19 protein-coding genes are annotated in these 17,029 nt (G+C 58.7%); 12 read left to right on the top strand and 7 right to left on the bottom strand.

What is annotated here, in order from left to right:
* Positions 1-47: 47 nt before the first annotated feature.
* Positions 48-458 carry a cold-shock protein gene (locus tag IEW73_RS13640; RefSeq protein ID WP_188676161.1) on the bottom strand — a complete coding sequence of 137 codons (411 nt, stop codon included), beginning with the start codon at positions 456-458 and terminating at the stop codon, positions 48-50.
* Positions 459-658: 200 nt separating this feature from the next.
* Between IEW73_RS13640 and IEW73_RS13645 the strand changes: the two genes are divergently transcribed.
* The 5 genes from IEW73_RS13645 (at position 659) to IEW73_RS13665 (ending at position 3,788) form a co-directional block, all read left to right on the top strand.
* The gene (locus IEW73_RS13645) at positions 659-907 is read left to right on the top strand and encodes a hypothetical protein (RefSeq protein WP_188676164.1); all 249 of its coding nucleotides are present in this window, start codon (positions 659-661) and stop codon (positions 905-907) included.
* Positions 907-1,365, top strand: coding sequence for a YccF domain-containing protein (locus IEW73_RS13650; protein WP_188676166.1), 459 nt, complete (start codon positions 907-909; stop codon positions 1,363-1,365). Before IEW73_RS13645 ends, IEW73_RS13650 begins: the two co-directional genes overlap by 1 nt.
* 77 nt (positions 1,366-1,442) lie before the next feature.
* Entirely contained in the window at positions 1,443-2,543 is a 1,101-nt protein-coding gene (gene moaA / locus IEW73_RS13655) for a GTP 3',8-cyclase MoaA (protein ID WP_188676169.1), read from the top strand.
* A gap of 1 nt (position 2,544) precedes the next feature.
* Entirely contained in the window at positions 2,545-2,793 is a 249-nt protein-coding gene (locus tag IEW73_RS13660) for a MoaD/ThiS family protein (RefSeq protein WP_188676172.1), read from the top strand.
* A 461-nt stretch (positions 2,794-3,254) separates the two neighbouring features.
* Positions 3,255-3,788, top strand: a complete 534-nt coding sequence (locus IEW73_RS13665) for a transglycosylase family protein (RefSeq protein WP_188676175.1) — start codon at positions 3,255-3,257, stop codon at positions 3,786-3,788.
* A gap of 117 nt (positions 3,789-3,905) precedes the next feature.
* Here IEW73_RS13665 and IEW73_RS13670 read toward each other — a convergent pair whose 3' ends face one another.
* From IEW73_RS13670 to IEW73_RS13685, 4 genes are all read right to left on the bottom strand, one after another.
* Positions 3,906-4,343, bottom strand: coding sequence for a molybdenum cofactor biosynthesis protein MoaE (locus IEW73_RS13670; protein ID WP_188676178.1), 438 nt, complete (start codon positions 4,341-4,343; stop codon positions 3,906-3,908).
* A complete protein-coding gene (locus tag IEW73_RS13675; protein WP_229676010.1) occupies positions 4,336-4,821 on the bottom strand; it encodes a MogA/MoaB family molybdenum cofactor biosynthesis protein in 486 nt (161 codons plus the stop codon). Before IEW73_RS13675 ends, IEW73_RS13670 begins: the two co-directional genes overlap by 8 nt.
* Complete coding sequence (moaC, locus tag IEW73_RS13680) at positions 4,806-5,234, bottom strand: cyclic pyranopterin monophosphate synthase MoaC (RefSeq protein WP_188676182.1); 429 nt, start codon at positions 5,232-5,234, stop codon at positions 4,806-4,808. The genes IEW73_RS13675 and moaC overlap by 16 nt, the downstream gene beginning before the upstream one ends.
* Before the next feature lie 81 nt (positions 5,235-5,315).
* The gene (locus tag IEW73_RS13685; RefSeq protein ID WP_188676186.1) at positions 5,316-5,498 is read right to left on the bottom strand and encodes a hypothetical protein; all 183 of its coding nucleotides are present in this window, start codon (positions 5,496-5,498) and stop codon (positions 5,316-5,318) included.
* 82 nt (positions 5,499-5,580) lie between these two features.
* Between IEW73_RS13685 and IEW73_RS13690 the strand changes: the two genes are divergently transcribed.
* The 6 genes from IEW73_RS13690 (at position 5,581) to IEW73_RS13715 (ending at position 12,397) form a co-directional block, all read left to right on the top strand.
* Positions 5,581-7,875, top strand: coding sequence for a helicase-associated domain-containing protein (locus IEW73_RS13690; protein WP_188676190.1), 2,295 nt, complete (start codon positions 5,581-5,583; stop codon positions 7,873-7,875).
* 53 nt (positions 7,876-7,928) lie between these two features.
* Positions 7,929-9,599: a DNA repair helicase XPB gene (locus IEW73_RS13695; protein WP_188676193.1), complete on the top strand. Its 1,671-nt coding sequence runs from the start codon at positions 7,929-7,931 to the stop codon at positions 9,597-9,599.
* A gap of 13 nt (positions 9,600-9,612) precedes the next feature.
* Complete coding sequence (locus IEW73_RS13700; RefSeq protein WP_188676197.1) at positions 9,613-10,269, top strand: DUF3239 domain-containing protein; 657 nt, start codon at positions 9,613-9,615, stop codon at positions 10,267-10,269.
* Between the two features lie 493 nt (positions 10,270-10,762).
* Entirely contained in the window at positions 10,763-10,987 is a 225-nt protein-coding gene (locus tag IEW73_RS13705) for a hypothetical protein (RefSeq protein WP_188676200.1), read from the top strand.
* A 234-nt stretch (positions 10,988-11,221) separates the two neighbouring features.
* Positions 11,222-12,235 (top strand): alpha/beta hydrolase, encoded by a 1,014-nt coding sequence (locus tag IEW73_RS13710; protein ID WP_188676203.1) that lies wholly within the window; start codon positions 11,222-11,224, stop codon positions 12,233-12,235.
* A gap of 18 nt (positions 12,236-12,253) precedes the next feature.
* Entirely contained in the window at positions 12,254-12,397 is a 144-nt protein-coding gene (locus IEW73_RS13715; protein ID WP_188676206.1) for a hypothetical protein, read from the top strand.
* Positions 12,398-12,458: 61 nt separating this feature from the next.
* Here the strand turns inward: IEW73_RS13715 and IEW73_RS13720 are convergent, their stop codons facing one another.
* Positions 12,459-14,270, bottom strand: coding sequence for a long-chain-acyl-CoA synthetase (locus IEW73_RS13720; RefSeq protein WP_188676209.1), 1,812 nt, complete (start codon positions 14,268-14,270; stop codon positions 12,459-12,461).
* Positions 14,271-14,491: 221 nt separating this feature from the next.
* On the opposite strand from IEW73_RS13720, the gene IEW73_RS13725 reads away from it, so the two are divergent.
* Positions 14,492-14,707 (top strand): hypothetical protein, encoded by a 216-nt coding sequence (locus IEW73_RS13725; protein WP_188676212.1) that lies wholly within the window; start codon positions 14,492-14,494, stop codon positions 14,705-14,707.
* A gap of 159 nt (positions 14,708-14,866) precedes the next feature.
* On the opposite strand, the gene IEW73_RS13730 is transcribed toward IEW73_RS13725, so the two are convergent.
* Positions 14,867-17,017: a 3-hydroxyacyl-CoA dehydrogenase NAD-binding domain-containing protein gene (locus tag IEW73_RS13730; RefSeq protein ID WP_188676215.1), complete on the bottom strand. Its 2,151-nt coding sequence runs from the start codon at positions 17,015-17,017 to the stop codon at positions 14,867-14,869.
* Positions 17,018-17,029 lie beyond the last annotated feature (12 nt).

Consider the following 17,029-nt stretch of genomic DNA (forward strand, 5'->3'; position numbering starts at 1 on the left):
CGCCCAGCTTCTGTAGTTTTGGACGTGAAAACCGTCTCGTTGAGAACCTACGCGTCTAGCTCGCGGGCTACCGCGCGCATGGCTTCAGCGATCCTTTGTGACGCCTTGCGATCTGGGTGGCGCCCTTTCGAAAGGGTGGGCTGAACCGACGCTTCGAGCAGTTTGATCATGTCTTCGATCATGCTGTGTAGCTCTTCTGGTTCACGCTGCTTCACGGGTGCTTCCTTCTTGGCAGCACCGACACGAACTGATGGTGGCGGTTCGAGAACCTTCACACTGAGCGCTTGCGGGCCACGGCGACCAACGGCCATGCCGAACTCCACTCGCTGGCCCGCCTTCAGCGTCTCCACACCCTCAGGTAGGGCCGAGGCACGGACGTGCACGTCCTCGCCATCATCCTGCGAAAGGAAACCAAATCCCTTTTCCGCGTCGAACCACTTAACCCGGCCGGTTGGCACTGTGTCACCCGCTCATCACTCGATCAAATCCCATCGCCGCACATGGACATGCACGACGACGCACCCCGCGGTGACGGGATGCGTACTGACACATGGTAGCGCTTCCCACGCAATCGATGCATTCCACTTATTTGTAGCGTCAGGGGTGCGCGCTCACTGTCGATATTCGCTCGGCTCCGGTGTCGGGTACTTTGTCTGTTGTGGGAAATGAATTTGGACGTCGCACCCGGCACCGTGTGATTGAGTCACGTGCCGAAACCATCGCTATGCGCATTGGCGCTGTGCTTTTCATTCTCGGAGTCGTGGCGCTGGTCGCGCTCTTTGTGGTGCATATAACGGGTGGAGATCCTGTACTTGCTCTGTACCTCGGGAGCATGCTGAGCCCGCTTGGCCTTACTGTTGCGTTCTTCACCACGGTGTTCAGCGGCAGCCGAAGTAAGGTTCGCTGATGCTTCGGCTCTTGTTGAACATCATCTGGTTGGTGTTCGGCGGAATCTGGTTGGCTCTGGGGTACATGATCGCCGGAATTATCTGCTTCATCCTGATCATCACCATCCCGTTCGGTATTGCTGCATTCCGCATTGCGATTTACGCCTTGTGGCCCTTTGGCTCCACGGTCATTAACCGGCCTACGTCAGGGGTCCCTAGCCTCATCGGCAACGTCATTTGGTTGCTTGTGGCTGGGATTTGGTTGGCTATCGGCCACCTCATCACCGCCGTGTTGCAGGCAATCACCATTATTGGCATTCCCCTCGCGATCGGGAACGTGAAGATGATTCCGATTTCGTTGATGCCGCTAGGCAAGCAGATTGTGCCCGTTGATCGTCCGCAGTACCCACACGCGGGGCCTCTCCCCCAGTATGGTCCGCCCAACCCGCAGTATGGCGCCCACCACTACCCTCGCTGATCTCACCGTGGCTGTGGCGCCGGGGTGAGTTCAAGAAAATGTGCTGATAATTCTGTCCGAGTACGCTGGGCAGTGTTATGACAATCGTTGGCTTGGGCATTCCCCTACCGTCTCGCTCGCCCCAGCGGCCCAGCGATGGTGTTTCTTCTGCGCCACAGACTGGTCCGCTGTTGGATAGTCATGGGCGAATTGCACGGGATCTCAGAGTGTCGCTGACTGATCGGTGCAACCTGCGCTGCACCTATTGCATGCCTGCGGACGGGCTCGACTGGTTACCCGCAGACGAGAAGCTTTCACTTGACGAGTTACAACGCTTGTTGCGGATCGCGGTGACAGAACTCGGTATCACGGAGATTCGTTTTACTGGTGGCGAGCCACTTCTGTATGCGCGGATCATTGATCTCGTTCGATTTACGGCTGGTTTACAGCCGCGGCCTGAGGTTTCGTTGACCACAAATGCGTTGGGTCTTGCGAGGAAAGCGTTCGCGTTGAAGGACGCGGGTCTTGATCGGGTCAACGTGTCGCTTGACACGGTCGATGCTCGACACTTTCATGCTTTGACGCGCCGCGATCGCCTTGACGATGTGTTGGTGGGGCTTGCCGCCGCACACGAGGCCGGTTTGACGCCAGTGAAGGTCAACGCCGTGTTGCAGCCGGGAATCAACGACAGCGATGCCGCAGACTTATTGTCGTTTTGCCTCGACCATGGATACGAGTTGCGCTTCATCGAGCAGATGCCTCTTGATGCGAGTCATACGTGGCAACGCGAAACCTTCGTCACTGCCGACGACATTCTCACATCACTTTCTGGGCGGTTTTCTCTCACGCCCCATCCTGAACATCGCGGCGCAGCGCCTGCCGAGCGTTTTCTCGTCAATGGCGGCCCTGAGTCTGTCGGGATCATTGCGTCGGTTACGCGGCCATTCTGCGGTGACTGCGACCGGACACGGCTGACTGCTGACGGGCAAGTGCGGAGTTGCTTGTTTTCGCATGGCGAAACGGACTTGCGCGCTTTGCTGCGTGGCACGGGCGTTTCGAAGGTTTCGGACGACGCGGCAGGCGATGCTGTACTAGCGCAAGCATGGCGGGAAGCCATGTGGGCAAAACTCCCCGGGCATGCGATCAATGATCCGGGATTTTTGCAGCCGACGAGGTCGATGAGTGCGATTGGTGGATGACGTGACTGTGACGGTACGGTTTTTTGCTGCTGCATGCCGGGCAGCTGGTGCCGCTGAAGAATTGGTGACGGTTTCCGAGGGCACACTCTTGGGCGAGCTGGTTGATTCCCTGTCCGTGCGAAGCGACGAGTTGAGCCGGGTGCTGTCTCGGTGCCAGTTCTTGGTTGACGAAGAGGCTGTGTCGAACCACGATGTCGTTTTGCGTCCCGGGTGCACCGTTGATGCTTTGCCCCCATTCGCTGGCGGCTAAAAGGGACATTTCGCTTACCGTCAGCTAAGCGCATTCCACTATTTGAGAGTGCGGCCGTTGTTTATTCCGTGACGCCTGTCACATAACGAACAGATAACAAGACGGCAACAAAACGTGATAATTGCGGCCTGCGCTCGGTTTTTGCGCGCTTCGCACGCGTACGCCACAAGATCGGCCTCGTGAGACTGGCGTCACGTCATGGGTTTACGACCTCCACCGACGCCCGTAGCGTCTGTCTCGGCTTCACAAACTGCTTGCTACAGATCACCCGACGATCGCAGCGGCAGTCAGCCTCGGACTCACCATCCAGGGCAGTGCAGAGCAGCGTGCTTGCCAGGCATGCGGTTCACATCGGCACTCGCCCCACCTACTCCGGCACGACGAGTAGTGGAACAAGTACCAGTGAGTGTGAACACGAAACGCACGTCTACGCAAGATTACGAGAGGAACCCCGTAACACCATGAGTTTCAAAGGCCGTAACTTCACCAAAAAAGCCCTCCTTACCGGCGTTGCAGTATCCGCAGCTGGCGTGCTCCTAGCCGCACCAGCAAATGCCGCTCCCGACTCAGACTGGGACCGCCTGGCACAGTGCGAAGCTGGCGGAAACTGGAACATCAACACCGGAAACGGCTACTACGGTGGACTGCAGTTCTCACAAAGCACATGGGCTGGCTACGGCGGAACTGAATTCGCTCCTCGCGCCGACCTCGCAACTCGCGAACAGCAGATCTACGTTGCAGAGAAAACTCTCCGTGGACAGGGCTGGGGCGCATGGCCAGCATGCTCACAGCGTCTTGGGCTGAACAGCGCACCAACAGACCGCCCGCACCCTAACCGTGCGCCGCAGAACATTGCTGCACCAGCTGCCCCAAGCGCACCCGAAGCTTTTGACACCAGCTTCATCCGTACCGAGCTGCTCCGCATGATCGGTGAAGCTCAGCAGGCCGGACTTCCCGTCGCGCCTGAACTTCTAGACCTGGTCAACTCGCTCTAAGACCTCAGCTTAAAAATGTCCCCTTGCCTCGAAGGCAAGGGGACATTTTTGTGAAGTTTTGTCGCCAGCCAACTACGTGCAAATTCAGCACGGTCGACCGGACGCGGTCACACTTCGTCAGGCGGAATTGACCCATTCATCTGTGCCGTCCGCGAATACTTGACGCTTCCACACAGGGAGCTGCGCCTTAATCTGCTCTACCAATTCTGCGCATGTAGCAAAGGCCTCTGCGCGGTGATCCGCAGCAACAGCGCACACCAGGGCCGCATCACCTATCCGCAACTGCCCTACGCGGTGACTCACGGCGATTGCGCGCACCCCCACGGCGGCGGAGGCAACCTCTGACGCAACCTTCTCGACAACTGATGCCGCTGTGGGATGCGCGGAGTAGTCGAGTTCTGACACCGACCGCCCACCATCGTGGTTTCGCACCACTCCGGCGAAGGTGACAACTGCGCCAGCACCAGCGTGCGCCACGAGCTCTTCGTGCTCGGCGACGTCGAGGACTTCCTCGGTTACCGCAGCGCGCATCACTTTCGGACTCTGGTCACTCATGGCCGCCACCCCCGTTGATTTGATCAAGTGCGTGTTCGAGCACGGTGTCGAGCACAGCCAGTCCGTCCTTCACACCGCCGCGTGACCCTGGCAGATTAACGATCAGCGTCCGCCCCACCACTCCTGCGATGCCGCGAGACAACATTGCGGTGGGCACTCTATCTATTGCACTACTGCGGAATGTTTCCGCGATTCCAGGGATCTGGTAGTCGACGATTGCGGCGGTGTGCTGAGGCGTGACGTCGGTGGGACTGAGTCCAGTGCCCCCGGTGGTGAGGATGACCCCACAACCGCCGCTCACGGCTGACCGCAACGCTTCGCCTACCGCGTCACCATCTGGCACCACCACGGGATCGTCGACGGCAAATCCGCGCCCACGAAGCCATTCGACAATGACGGGGCCTGTGCGGTCTGTATAGGTTCCATCTGAGGCGCGGGTGGAGGCGACAATGACGCACGCTTTCACGCTTGTTCCCACTTTCCGGTCTTTCCACCGTCTTTACTGGTGACGCGAATGTTCGTCATGCTCGCCCCTGGGTCCACAGCTTTGACCATGTCGTGCAACGTAAGCCCCGTGACAGCTACTGCTGTGAGGGCTTCCATTTCTGCGCCGGTCTTGCCGGTGGTGGCGATTCGCGCCGTGACGTCAATGTGGGAACTGCCGAGCACCAATTCGACGGAGACGCTAGTCAGGGCGAGAGGGTGGCACAGTGGAATAAGGTCCGGGGTGCGCTTCGCTGCCATAATCCCAGCGATACGCGCCGTGGCGAGCGCGTCACCTTTGGGTAACCCGTCGCTGGCGAGCAGTGCGAGAACTTCAGCGGTGGTCTGGAATGTTCCTTGGGCGACGGCTACGCGCTTGGTGATCGCTTTGTCACTGATGTCGACCATATGCGCAGATCCCCGATTGTCGAGGTGCGTCAATCGGGGTTCTACGGGATCTGTGTTGGAATTTTGGCTATTCACTGCTTGTCAGCGGTTTACCGCCGTGTACGGGTGGATGTAATGGAGTTTGTCCGCTGGCAACGGGAAAGTCGTTTCCCCAAAGGGCGAAAGCGCGCCTGCGGAATCCGATGCAAGCTCGGTCACGGCGTGCTCGCCCTCCGCAAGTACGGGCCAGCCTGGATCAACATATGCGTTCTTCTTGTCAGCCACACGTCTATTTTGACAGGTTAAGTCGACGGGTGTGTAGGCAAGGTGCCTGTTTGGTACGCAAAGGTCTCTAGGCTGGTAAGTGATGAAGCGGCAAAATGCGGACGGAAACACCTTTGACCAGTGGCTGATGGGTTTAAGTGACAATCAACTAGTGACGTTGTTGTCACTGCGACCCGATGTCGCAGTGCCTCCACCGCTCAATGTGGCGGTGTTATGTGACCGGGTTCGGCTCCGAGCCTCGGTTCAGCGCGCGATGGATGAAGCTGACTATTTCGTGTTGTCAGTGGTGGAAGCTTTTTCTCTCGCTGGCGCTGAGAAGGCACCAGTTACACCCGACGCTGCGTGGCAGATTATTCGCCAAGCAGGCTTAGCGGGCGATGCAACCACGGCTCTGGGCTTCGATGAGCGCGTCGAGTGGCTGCGCCAACGCGGATTGTTGTGGGGTGGCAAAGAAGTTCGATTGCTGCCGGAGGTTTCGGAATGCGTGCCGTGGCGCGTGGGCCGTATGCGGCAACTAAACGCAGTAGTTCCCGTTGCTGACGTTGCGCAGAGGATGGCCGAACTTTCGGAGGCCCAACGCCAAGTGATTGACACCTTGGCGCATGGCAATCCCGTGGGTTCGACCCGCGATGCGGCCCTCGACGCTCCACTTGATCGACCAATTCCGCAACTGATCTCTTGGGGCTTGCTGGTGCGGGTCAACGAACAGACGGTGGAATTGCCGCACCATGTAGGCCAATGGGTGCGGGGCGACGCAATGGTAGATCCGCATTCGTTGACTGCCCCTCCCCTCGGTTTGGCCGCGGAGGAAGCAGCAGGGGTGAGCGCGAAACTCGTCGACAGCACTGCCGCTGGCGAGGCATTGGAGTTTTTGCGAGACGCAGCGTCGGTAGTTAAGGTTCTCGGCGCAACACCGGCACAGGGCCTTCGCACCGGCGGTGTCGGCGTGCGCGAGGTACGCCGCATCGCCAAGCAAGCTGGGTTGACCGAGGAACGCACAGGTTTTGTGCTGGAAGTTCTCGCCGAAACCGGGCTGGTTGCTAGCGCACCTGATTCATCGGGGTCGTCGTTGATGTGGGCGCCTTCTGATGCTGTGGACGGCTGGCTGCGCGCCGATGCCGCGCATAGGTGGTCCGTGGTGGCGCAAGCCTGGTGGGCAATGCCCCGACGGTCGTGGCTCATTGGGTTGCGCGACAGGGACGACAAACCGGCGTCGGCGTTGTCCCGAGAATTGGTCTCCCCAGGTGTGGTGCAGGACCGGCAGACCGTGGTTGGCGCTGTGGCCGACGGCCACGGAGCCAATGCGCGCGACGTGCAGGCATGGTTGTTGTGGCACCGCCCGCGGACGTCGCGCCGCTTTGGCGCACTTGCTGTGCGGTCAATTCTTGCTGAAGCGCAGGCACTTGGCGTGGTTGCTCAGGGTTCCTTGTCGACAACCGCGGTGTCGGCGCCGGGACGAGCGTTGCTCAGGGGTGACGACATCACCTCATTGTCGTCAGCGATGGAGAAGGCGTTGCCTGCACCGCTGGACTACGTTCTTGTACAAGCGGACCTGACCGTGATTGCCCCTGGCCCCCTACAGCAGTCACTGCAGGAACAGATGGTGTTGGTCGCGGATGTCGAGTCGGCTGGGGCAGCGACGGTGTATCGGGTGACAGAACGCAGCGTGCTGCGCGCACTTGATGCAGGAATGTCCGCGGCGGGGTTGCACACCTTGTTCAGTAAGCGGTCACGTACCCCCATTCCTCAAGCATTGACGTATCTGATCGACGACATGGCGCGGCGGCATGGCCGGTTGCGGGTTGGAATGGCGACTACGTTTATTCGCTGTGACGATCCGGCGATGCTCAGTGAGGTACTGGCCTCGGCGGTGGCTGACGAATTGGGGTTGCGCGCGTTGGCGCCTACCGTGGCGGTGTCTCAGGCTCCGCTGTCGGACTTGCTGGATAGCCTGCGGTCGGCGGGGTTCAACCCTGCTGGCGAGGACGTGCGCGGCGCAATCGTCGACATGCGCCCTCGTGGTGTCCGGTTTCCGGAGCGCCGCAGGGAGCAACCGTTTCCGGTGGCACGGTTTGTTTCGCCTTCCGACGAGCAGTTGGCGGGCTTGGTGCGCAACCTCCGGGAAATCGGATCGGCACCGTCGAAAACTGGTGCCAATGCGAGCATGACGGAAACAATGTCGACGTTGCAGTTGGCAGCAATGCACCGCTCTCGCGTGACGATTGGGTATGTCGACGCCCAAGGTGTGGCTGGGTTGCGCAGTGTGGAGCCGCTCGCTGTGGTGGGTGGCCAGTTGGAGGCTTTCGACCCGGCTGTTGGGGTGGTGCGCCGGTACCCTGTTCACCGGATTAGTTCGGTAAACGTGCATGTTGACTGATTTCCTGGACAATTGAGGTTCTGTCCGCGTTTGTGAGTGTGAGGGAGTTCTGTGTGTCTGACGGTCCGTTGATCGTGCAGTCGGATAAGACGCTGCTATTAGAGATTGATCACGAGTTGTCGCAGGCTGCCCGTTCGGCGATCGCCCCGTTTGCTGAGCTTGAACGAGCTCCCGAGCACGTGCATACCTACCGGATCACTCCGTTGGCGTTGTGGAATGCGCGGGCCGCTGGTCACGATGCGGAGCAAGTTGTTGACGCGTTGGTGAGTTTTTCCCGCTACCCGGTGCCACAACCGCTGCTTGTAGACATTGTCGACACGATGGCACGCTACGGCAGATTGCAGTTGGTGAAGAACCCGGCGCACGGTTTGACGCTGGTAAGCCTGGATCGCGCCGTGCTCACTGAGGTGATGCGCAACAAGAAGATCGCCCCAATGCTGGGCGCCATGGTGGGTGACGACACCGTCATTGTTCATCCATCCGAGCGCGGGCGACTGAAGCAAATGTTGCTGAAAGTTGGCTGGCCCGCGGAGGACTTTGCGGGTTACGTCGACGGCGAGGCGCACGAGATCCGGTTGGACACCGCCGCAGGGTGGCATTTGCGTGACTACCAGCAGATGGCCGCCGATTCATTTTGGGATGGCGGATCCGGCGTTGTGGTGCTGCCCTGCGGTTCAGGCAAAACGATCGTTGGTGCTGCTGCGATGGCCCGCGCACAGGCCACCACTCTGATTTTGGTGACGAATACCGTCTCGGGTCGGCAGTGGAAGCGGGAACTTATCGCTCGCACGTCGCTTACTGAGGAAGAAATTGGCGAATATTCGGGGGAAAAGAAAGAGATCCGCCCCGTCACTATTGCTACGTACCAGGTGATCACCCGCCGCACTAAAGGCGAGTACAAGCACCTGGAGCTGTTTGACTCTAGGGATTGGGGTTTGGTGATTTACGACGAAGTGCACCTTCTCCCGGCCCCAGTGTTTCGCATGACGGCTGATTTACAGTCGCGCCGACGGCTCGGACTCACCGCGACGCTAGTTCGTGAGGACGGCCGCGAAGGTGACGTGTTCTCGCTCATCGGGCCCAAGCGATATGACGCGCCGTGGAAAGACATTGAGGCGCAGGGGTGGATTGCGCCCGCTGACTGCGTGGAGGTTCGGGTCACTCTTACTGAAGCTGAACGCATGGCGTATGCGGTGGCGGAACCTGAGGAGCGTTACAAACTGTGTTCCACTGCGCGCACCAAGGTCGCGGTGGTGAAGTCCATCTTGGCGCGGCACGAGGGAGCGCAGACGCTCATTATCGGCGCATATCTGGACCAGTTGGAGGAACTCGGGGCCGAACTCGATGCCCCGGTCATTCAAGGCTCCACCCGCAACAAAGAGCGGGAATCTTTGTTCGACGCGTTTAGGCGCGGCGAGATTTCCACCCTGGTAGTGAGCAAGGTGGCAAACTTCTCCATCGACCTACCTGAGGCGTCCGTGGCGGTGCAGGTGTCTGGCACTTTTGGTTCGCGGCAGGAAGAAGCCCAGCGACTCGGCCGCCTACTGAGGCCGAAGAAGGATCGCACGCAGGCGCATTTCTATTCCGTAGTGTCGCGGGACACACTAGATACCGAGTATGCGGCGCACCGGCAGCGTTTCCTGGCTGAACAAGGGTATGCGTACCGGATTGTGGATGCCGATGATCTGCTCGGCCCCGCACTAGGTGACGTGGCACAACCGTAGTTAGTCTGATTGTGTGCGAACACTTGATTTTCTAGTTGACATCCCTCATGCCCGCCGAGTGAACGAGATGCTCGCCGATCTGCGACGAGTTCAGGTATCCGCAGGCATTTTTGCTGCCGTCTTTGTTGGCGCCGCGATTGGGTTATTCGTCGTTGGCGAAACATGGGCCATCGTGTTGGCCGTGGTGCTGCTTCTCGCCGCTGCGGGTTGCGTCTACGCGGGCATCATGGCGCCGCGTAGAGCAGCTGATCTGCACAGCATGTACAGCGAACACGAACTTGTTCCGGCTGTGGTTGCTGCGGTGCGCCCTCGGGGTGTGACCCTGCTGGCGTTGGTAAATCTGACTCGAGATCGGTCGCAGCCCGCCACCTGGGCGTTGGTTGCGTCGCGGGTGCAGAACCTTCCCGGCCACAGGCGCAAGGTGGGCGAGCGGGTTCCTTGCGTCGCGGTGACGAGCGCATCGAAGCAGTCGGCCCTGTGGCAGCAGGTTCGCCCCGTGCCCATTGCCTGGGGTGCCCGTGATGAAGATGTTCTTAGCCGCGCGATCCGCGCAATTCGCCACGTCGAGTGGGATTTGCTTTCTAAGAGCATTAAACGCACCGAGGAAGCCGAGCAATCACGCCAGTACCCCATTCTGAAGCCGAAAGAATTGCCCCCAGAACTTCGGTAAAACGTGAATGGTTTTGTTGGCGCGTCTCAGCCCGCTTTCACACCACTGGCATTAATGTGAGACGTACATCACGCCGAGAAACTAAAAGCCGTGAGCCATATCTAAGAATGCGCATACTTTCACCTTTGCTAATCGTAAGGAATGTTTCGGAAGAATCGGCGTTATCGGACTGTCGCCGGGATGTGATCTTGTGACCGCATCCCGGCGTGCCTCGTTCTCACTTACTGGAACAGCGGTAACCAGCAGGTTAACGCGCTTTCGGCGCTCACGTGACGTTCATCACGAGACTTTAAGTGTCACCTAAGTTAACAACAGGAAAAGCCGCAGGTAGTTCGCGTACTTTCCCGGAAACACAATTCTTGTGCTAGGCGAAAAACATGCGTCAAATCCGTTAACAGGAAGAACGTAGGCGGCTATTCCCTTTTGTGATGGTGTAGAAATCATTCCGAGCGCTAACACCCGGCGCGGTCACTACATGAACCAAGGAGTACACATGGAAATCGCAGAAATGATCGAACTGTTCGCAACCTTCTCCGGCGGCCTTGCTGACATCGGCGCATTCTTCGACGGTGTCGGTGGATTCACTTCCGGTTCAGCTGACCTTCTCGGTGGATACGAGCTCGGCTTCGGTGGAGAAGACGGAACATTCGCAGGCGGCGAAGGCTTCCTCGGCTCGATGAACTTCTTCAGCCTTGGTGCAACACCAGCTGGCGAGTAATACCTAGCTTTAACCGTGCGCACCCCCAGGTCGGGCTCCAGCCCCCTGGGGGTGCCGCGTCTCATATCACGCAGGTGTGCGGGGACACCTGCGTGAAGACACAACAGTGTCGCAACTAGCTACCGATCGGACATAAAAAGTCACGGTAGCGGTGCCGATCACTTATTGTTCCTTCGTACCGTATGTACGAGATATCCCACTCTGTACATCTACTTGCAATTAGGTGAGGTCTTAATGCGCCGAGCATCGTTCCGACGCAGATTGGTCACTGCGGCCACTGCAACTGCCCTCCTCGTGGCGCCGCTAGTCGGGGCCGGGTTCACAGCTGCCGCCAACCCATCGGGTGCGTACGTCACATCGACCCAGGTCACTGGCGAACGCAAAATGACAGTCAACGTGTTCTCCCCCTCAATGAACCGGGTCATCCCCATTGAGGTCATCCGCCCCGCAGACACCAGCGTCCCCCGCCCCACCCTGTACCTCCTCAATGGCGCAGGTGGCGGCGAAGATACCGCAACGTGGTCCGCGCGCACCGACGCCGACGAATTCTTCGCCGACAAAAACGTCAACGTCATCACCCCCATCGGTGGCCGCTTGACGTACTACACCGACTGGGAACGCGACGACCCCACACTCGGCCGCCACAAGTGGCAAACATTCCTCACCCAGGAACTTCCTCCCGTCATCGACGCAGCGCTCGGCGCAAACGGCGTTAATGCCATCGCAGGCATTTCCACGTCAGCGACCTCGGTGTTCAACCTGGCGATCGCTCGCCCCGGCCTGTTCAAGGCCGTTGGTGCCTACAGTGGTTGCGCACAAACAGCAGACCCGTTGGGCGAGGCATACATCCGCACCGTTGTTGAAGGCCGCGGCAACGCCGACGCCACCAACATGTGGGGCCCCTACGGCGGACCAGGCTGGGTTGCCAACGATCCAGTCATCAACGCAGAGAAGCTGCGCGGTACCGCAATCTTCGTCTCCAACGGCAGTGGGCTTCCCGGACACTACGAAAACCTCGATGATCCACGCGTAGGCGGCAACCCTGTCACCCTCGCCAACCAGATCGTTGTCGGCGGTGCCATCGAAGCAGCCACAATCCCCTGCACCGCGAACCTCCAGGCACGCCTCACCCAGTTGAACATCCCGGCGCAGTTCAACTGGCGCCCAACCGGCACCCACTCATGGGGCTACTGGGAAGACGACCTCAAAGACTCATGGCCGCTGATCGCCAACGCCATCGGTGCATGACCGCTAAAGGAGACGCTGATGCTTGAATTGCTCGCAGGAAGCAGCGACATGCTGGTCACCAGCACGGAGTTGTTCACCACCAGTTCTGACCTCTTCACAGGCGCAAGTGAGCTGATCGACTTCGGTCTGTGGGTCAACGACCTTCTCACCAACGGTTCCTAAACGCAGTACTGAAAATGCCCCGGCTGTCCCTCTCAGGACCGCCGGGGCATTTTTGCTTCAGCTAGACGCGAATCTTTCCTGCTGCCACATCATCTGGGTACGAGTCATAAAACTCCACGTACCCATCTTGTTTGCTGGCCAGAACATAGATAGGGTCGTCCATTTCACTGTCGTACCCTGCGTTGCGCAGGTCCACCTTTTGGCTCTTGAACGTCGACGTTTGCTTTACCTCGTCGATGATCCGAACAAACAGAGGGACCGCGTAGCTCGGCAACGAATCAATGAGGTGAGCTGCCACCTTCTTGCCATCAAACTTGGCACCGTCGTGCAGGTTGATTGCCGCCATGCCGGCCTTGCCGTCAGTTCCCGGAACTGCCACGCCGTACACAACTGCCTGGTCCACCTCAGGCAACGAGCCGAGGGCACCTTCGACCTCTGTGGTCGCTACGTTTTCGCCCTTCCACCGGAAGGTGTCGCCCAACCGGTCAGCAAACGCGATGTGGTTGAACCCTTGCTTGTATACAAGGTCTCCGGTGTTGAACCATTCGTCGCCCTTCTTGAAGGCATCACGCAACACCTTCTTCTCGGTCGCGGCGGGGTCGGTGTACCCGTCGAACGGTGCGCGGCTCGTGATCTTGGTGATCAATAGCCCCGCTTCCCCAGTCTTGACCTTCTTCAAATTCCCGTTGGAGTTCCGGCGGGGCTGCTCTTTTTCTTCGTCGTACTCCACGATTGCGAATGGCAACGGGCAAATGCCTGCGGTTTTGTCCACATTCAAAGCGTTGACGAACGCAAGGTTGCATTCGCTGGCACCGTAGAACTCCGCGATGCGCTCGATGCCGAACCGCTCTTGGAACTCGTCCCAGATTTCCGGGCGCAATCCGTTTCCGACAATCACCCGCACCTTGTGTTGCTTCTCAGTCGGCTTGGGGTCCTGGTTTAGCAGGTAGCGGCACAGTTCACCGATGTAGCAGAACGCTGTCGCGTCGTTTTGAATGATTTCGTCCCAGAAGCGCGAGACCGAAAATGAACGCCCAATGGCCATCGTGGCACCAGACGACAACACTGATGACAACGACACCGTCAACGCGTTGTTGTGATACAGCGGCAGGCATGAGTAGAGGACGTCGTCTGCGTGCAGTCGGACACCAAGACCACCGAGTCCTGCCATGCTCTTGAGCCAACGCATGTGCGACATTGTGCTGGCTTTGGGCATGCCCGTAGTGCCTGAGGTGAAGATGTAGAACGCCTTTTCTTTGGCTCTGATCTCCTCGCACACAGTCGGGTTTGGCGCACTCTTGGAGGAAGCGGCGTCATCTAGGTCCGGGTGGCCCTCCAAGGTTTCATCGCCGTTGCGCAACCCCAGAACAACACCCTGTGGCGCGCCAGAGATCGAATCGAGTGCCTCCTTGGATTCAGCGCCGACGACGATGACCTTTGCGTCGAGCAACTTGAGGCTGTGGTCGAGGACGTCGCCACGCTGGTTGTAGTTCAACATTCCCGCCACGGCCCCAAGCTTCACGGCGGCGAGCGCGACAAGCAGCGTGGAGGGACGATTAGAGGCGAGCACACCCACAACGGACCCGCGGGTCACTCCGTTTTCGGCAAATACTGCGGCGTACCGATTCACCTGATCATTGGCCTCGCGGTAAGTGACGTCCTTGCCTTCAAAGCGTAGAAATGGTCGGTCCGGGTGTGCAGCAGCTGCACGTTGAAAGACTCTGCCGACAGAGTTTCGTGTCTTAGCGGTGGTCGAGAGCAGCTTCACTGCTCCGCGCACCATGCGTGGCGCATCTGGCACCAAAGCAGGCAATGCCTTAGCTGCGTCAGCTAGGCGAACTGGCTTAATCGGCGAACGGGACGAATTATCCATGCCCCCACCCTACGACTTCTGGTGTGGATAATGTCACAGCACCCTACGCATGTCGCTTGTACTCGCAGCTCAGAGCGTGTGTTGGCGCACCGGTGACGTACGCAATAGTTTTCGGCGTCGAAATAGGACATGGTTGTCGATAGTCTTCGACGCAAAGATTGCGTAAATACAATTTTCGTGAAGGATTGCTGCACCAAATGAAACCACCGTGTGAGAAAAGCATGAAGACGGCACTGTTCGCGTTTGTTGCTTATACAAGTATCGCAATTTTGGCGTTCGCGCTCTTTCTCACGCAAGGCATAGTTACATGGTGGCTCATCGCTACTGTTCCCATTTTCGGAATCATTATAGTTTTGTTTTCAATTATTCCGCACTACACCGGCCGCGGCGGCCTCGACGACGAACTCCACCGCCAGGCCGAATTGCTCCAAAAATAACTCTCACGTTTCGCTCACGCTCCCACTCTTGACCAACGCTCCCGGTTTTCCCTTGAAAAAGCAGGAGCAACCGCACAAAGCGAGAGCGTGAGCGCCACACCCCCACAAACAGCAGTGCCCCCACTCCTCTCAGAAGCGGGGGCACAAAAACCGAAGAACTTACCCTTCGACGATTTCCTTCAAGCGAGCCGGTGGAGCAAAACGCTCACCGTACTTGGCTGCCAAATCCTGCGCGCGGGCAATAAACCCGTCGACGCCACCCTCGTAGCCCTTGATGTACTGAATTGCGCCACCGGTCCACGCTGGGAACCCAATACCAAAGATTGACCCAATGTTGGCATCAGCGTGCGTCATCAGAACGCCCTCATCGAAACATTTCACAGTTTCAATTGACTCAGCAAACATCATGCGTTCTTGCAGATCTTCGAAAGGAATTTCTGTGGAACCGCTGTTGAATGCATCCCGCAAACCTGACCATAGGCCCGCACGCTTGCCATCGGCGTATTCGTAGAAGCCAGCACCGGCTGAACGTCCCTTGCGGCCCAACTCATCGACCATCTTGTCGACAACTGCGTTGCCTGGGTGGTCTGGGAAGTCCTTGCCTTCGGCTTCCACAGCAGCGCGGGTTTCGTTGCGGATCTTCTGCATCAGGGTGAGGGTCAGCTCATCCGACAGCTGCAGCGGAGGCGCTGGGTAGCCCGCCTGCAAACCGGCCTGCTCGATGGTCGCTGGCTCGACACCCTCGGCGAGGAACGACAGTGCCTCGTTGATGAAGGTTCCGATCACACGGCTAGTGTAGAAACCACGCGAGTCGTTAACCACGATGGGGGTCTTGCGAATGGCCTGGGCAAGGTCCACTGCTTTCGCAAGTGTTGCATCCGAGGTCTTGTCACCACGAATGATTTCGAGCAGCGGCATCTTGTCCACTGGGGAGAAGAAGTGCAGGCCGATGAAGTCTTCCTGCCGCTTCACACCCTCAGAAAGAAGCGTGATGGGGATTGTTGAGGTGTTGGACCCGAGGACAGCGGTGGGAGCAACGATGTCTTCGATTTCCTGGAACACCTTGTGCTTGAGTTCGGTGGATTCGAACACAGCTTCGATCACCAGGTCAGCACCCGCGAGTGCCTGTGGGTCTGAAGTCGCGGTGATGCGGTCGAGCAGCGTCTTCGACTTCTCTTCGGTGGTCTTCCCGCGTGAGAGAGCTTTCGCTTCAATGTTCTCGGAGTAAGCCTTGCCCTTGTCGGCAGCTTCCTGAGAGATGTCCTTGAGCACAACCTCCATGCCAGCCTTGGCGCACACGTAGGCGATTCCGGCGCCCATCATGCCCGCACCGAGGACGGCGACCTTCTTGAACGAGGTGGTTTCGAACCCGTCGGGACGTGATGCTCCACGGTTGATTGCTTGGAGGTCGAAGAAGAACGCCTGCGTCATGTTCTTGGCGACCTGGCCGGTAGCGAGTTCGACGAAGTAGCGGGATTCAATGGTCGACGCGTTGTCGAAATCGACCTGTGAGCCTTCGACAGCTGCGGCCATGATCGCGCGCGGTGCTGGCATCGGAGCGCCCTTGACCTGCTTGCGCAGGTTGGCGGGGAACGCTGGGAGCATTTGTGCGAACTTCGGGTTCGACGGGGTGCCACCAGGAATACGGTGACCCTTTACGTCCCATGGCTGCACTGCTTCAGGGTTGGCCTTGATCCATGCCTTGGCAGCTGGGATCAGTGCATCCACTGAGTCAACGAGTTCGTCAACAAGCCCGATTTCTTTGGCCTTGGCCGGGTTGTTGCGCTGGCCCTGCAGTAGGACGCCCATGAGAGCGTTTTGCAGCCCCAACATGCGAACTGTTCGGGTAACGCCGCCGCCACCGGGGAGCAGGCCTAGCTGCACCTCAGGCAAGCCGATCTGTGAGCCCTTCACGTTCGCAGCGATACGGTGGTGAGTGGCTAGCGCGAGTTCGAGGCCGCCTCCGAGGGCTGCACCGTTGATTGCAGCCACAACGGGCTTGCCGAGGGTTTCTAGCGCACGCAGGCTGGCTTTGAGCGCCTGAACCTGGTCGAACAGCTTCTGCGCATCTTCGGGTTGCACTGCGATCAAGCTATCGAGGTCGCCACCAGCGAAGAAGGTCTTCTTCGCTGAGGTGAGAACAACACCGGTGATGCTGTCTTTCTCGGCCACGAGGCGTTCAACCGTTGCGGCAAATGATGAACCAAAAAGGTCGTTCATCGTGTTGGCGCCCTGGTTGGGGTCGTTCATGGTGAGCGTGACGATACCGTCGCCGTCCTGCTCCCACGCAATCATGTTGGTGTCGCTCATTTTTTGCCTTTC

This window comes from Hoyosella rhizosphaerae (assembly GCF_014643175.1).
Classification (GTDB): Bacteria; Actinomycetota; Actinomycetes; order Mycobacteriales; family Mycobacteriaceae; genus Lolliginicoccus; species Lolliginicoccus rhizosphaerae.

Bases quoted from the DNA above. Each gene is read 5' to 3' on its own strand.
- IEW73_RS13650 (WP_188676166.1), top strand. From the start codon at position 907: ATGCTTCGGCTCTTGTTGAACATCATCTGGTTGGTGTTCGGCGGAATC.
- moaA (WP_188676169.1), top strand. From the start codon at position 1,443: ATGACAATCGTTGGCTTGGGCATTCCCCTACCGTCTCGCTCGCCCCAG.
- IEW73_RS13665 (WP_188676175.1), top strand. From the start codon at position 3,255: ATGAGTTTCAAAGGCCGTAACTTCACCAAAAAAGCCCTCCTTACCGGC.
- IEW73_RS13670 (WP_188676178.1), bottom strand. From the start codon at position 4,343: ATGAGTGACCAGAGTCCGAAAGTGATGCGCGCTGCGGTAACCGAGGAA.
- moaC (WP_188676182.1), bottom strand. From the start codon at position 5,234: ATGGTCGACATCAGTGACAAAGCGATCACCAAGCGCGTAGCCGTCGCC.
- IEW73_RS13690 (WP_188676190.1), top strand. From the start codon at position 5,581: ATGAAGCGGCAAAATGCGGACGGAAACACCTTTGACCAGTGGCTGATG.
- IEW73_RS13705 (WP_188676200.1), top strand. From the start codon at position 10,763: ATGGAAATCGCAGAAATGATCGAACTGTTCGCAACCTTCTCCGGCGGC.
- IEW73_RS13710 (WP_188676203.1), top strand. From the start codon at position 11,222: ATGCGCCGAGCATCGTTCCGACGCAGATTGGTCACTGCGGCCACTGCA.
- IEW73_RS13715 (WP_188676206.1), top strand. From the start codon at position 12,254: ATGCTTGAATTGCTCGCAGGAAGCAGCGACATGCTGGTCACCAGCACG.
- IEW73_RS13720 (WP_188676209.1), bottom strand. From the start codon at position 14,270: ATGGATAATTCGTCCCGTTCGCCGATTAAGCCAGTTCGCCTAGCTGAC.
- IEW73_RS13725 (WP_188676212.1), top strand. From the start codon at position 14,492: ATGAAGACGGCACTGTTCGCGTTTGTTGCTTATACAAGTATCGCAATT.
- IEW73_RS13730 (WP_188676215.1), bottom strand. From the start codon at position 17,017: ATGAGCGACACCAACATGATTGCGTGGGAGCAGGACGGCGACGGTATC.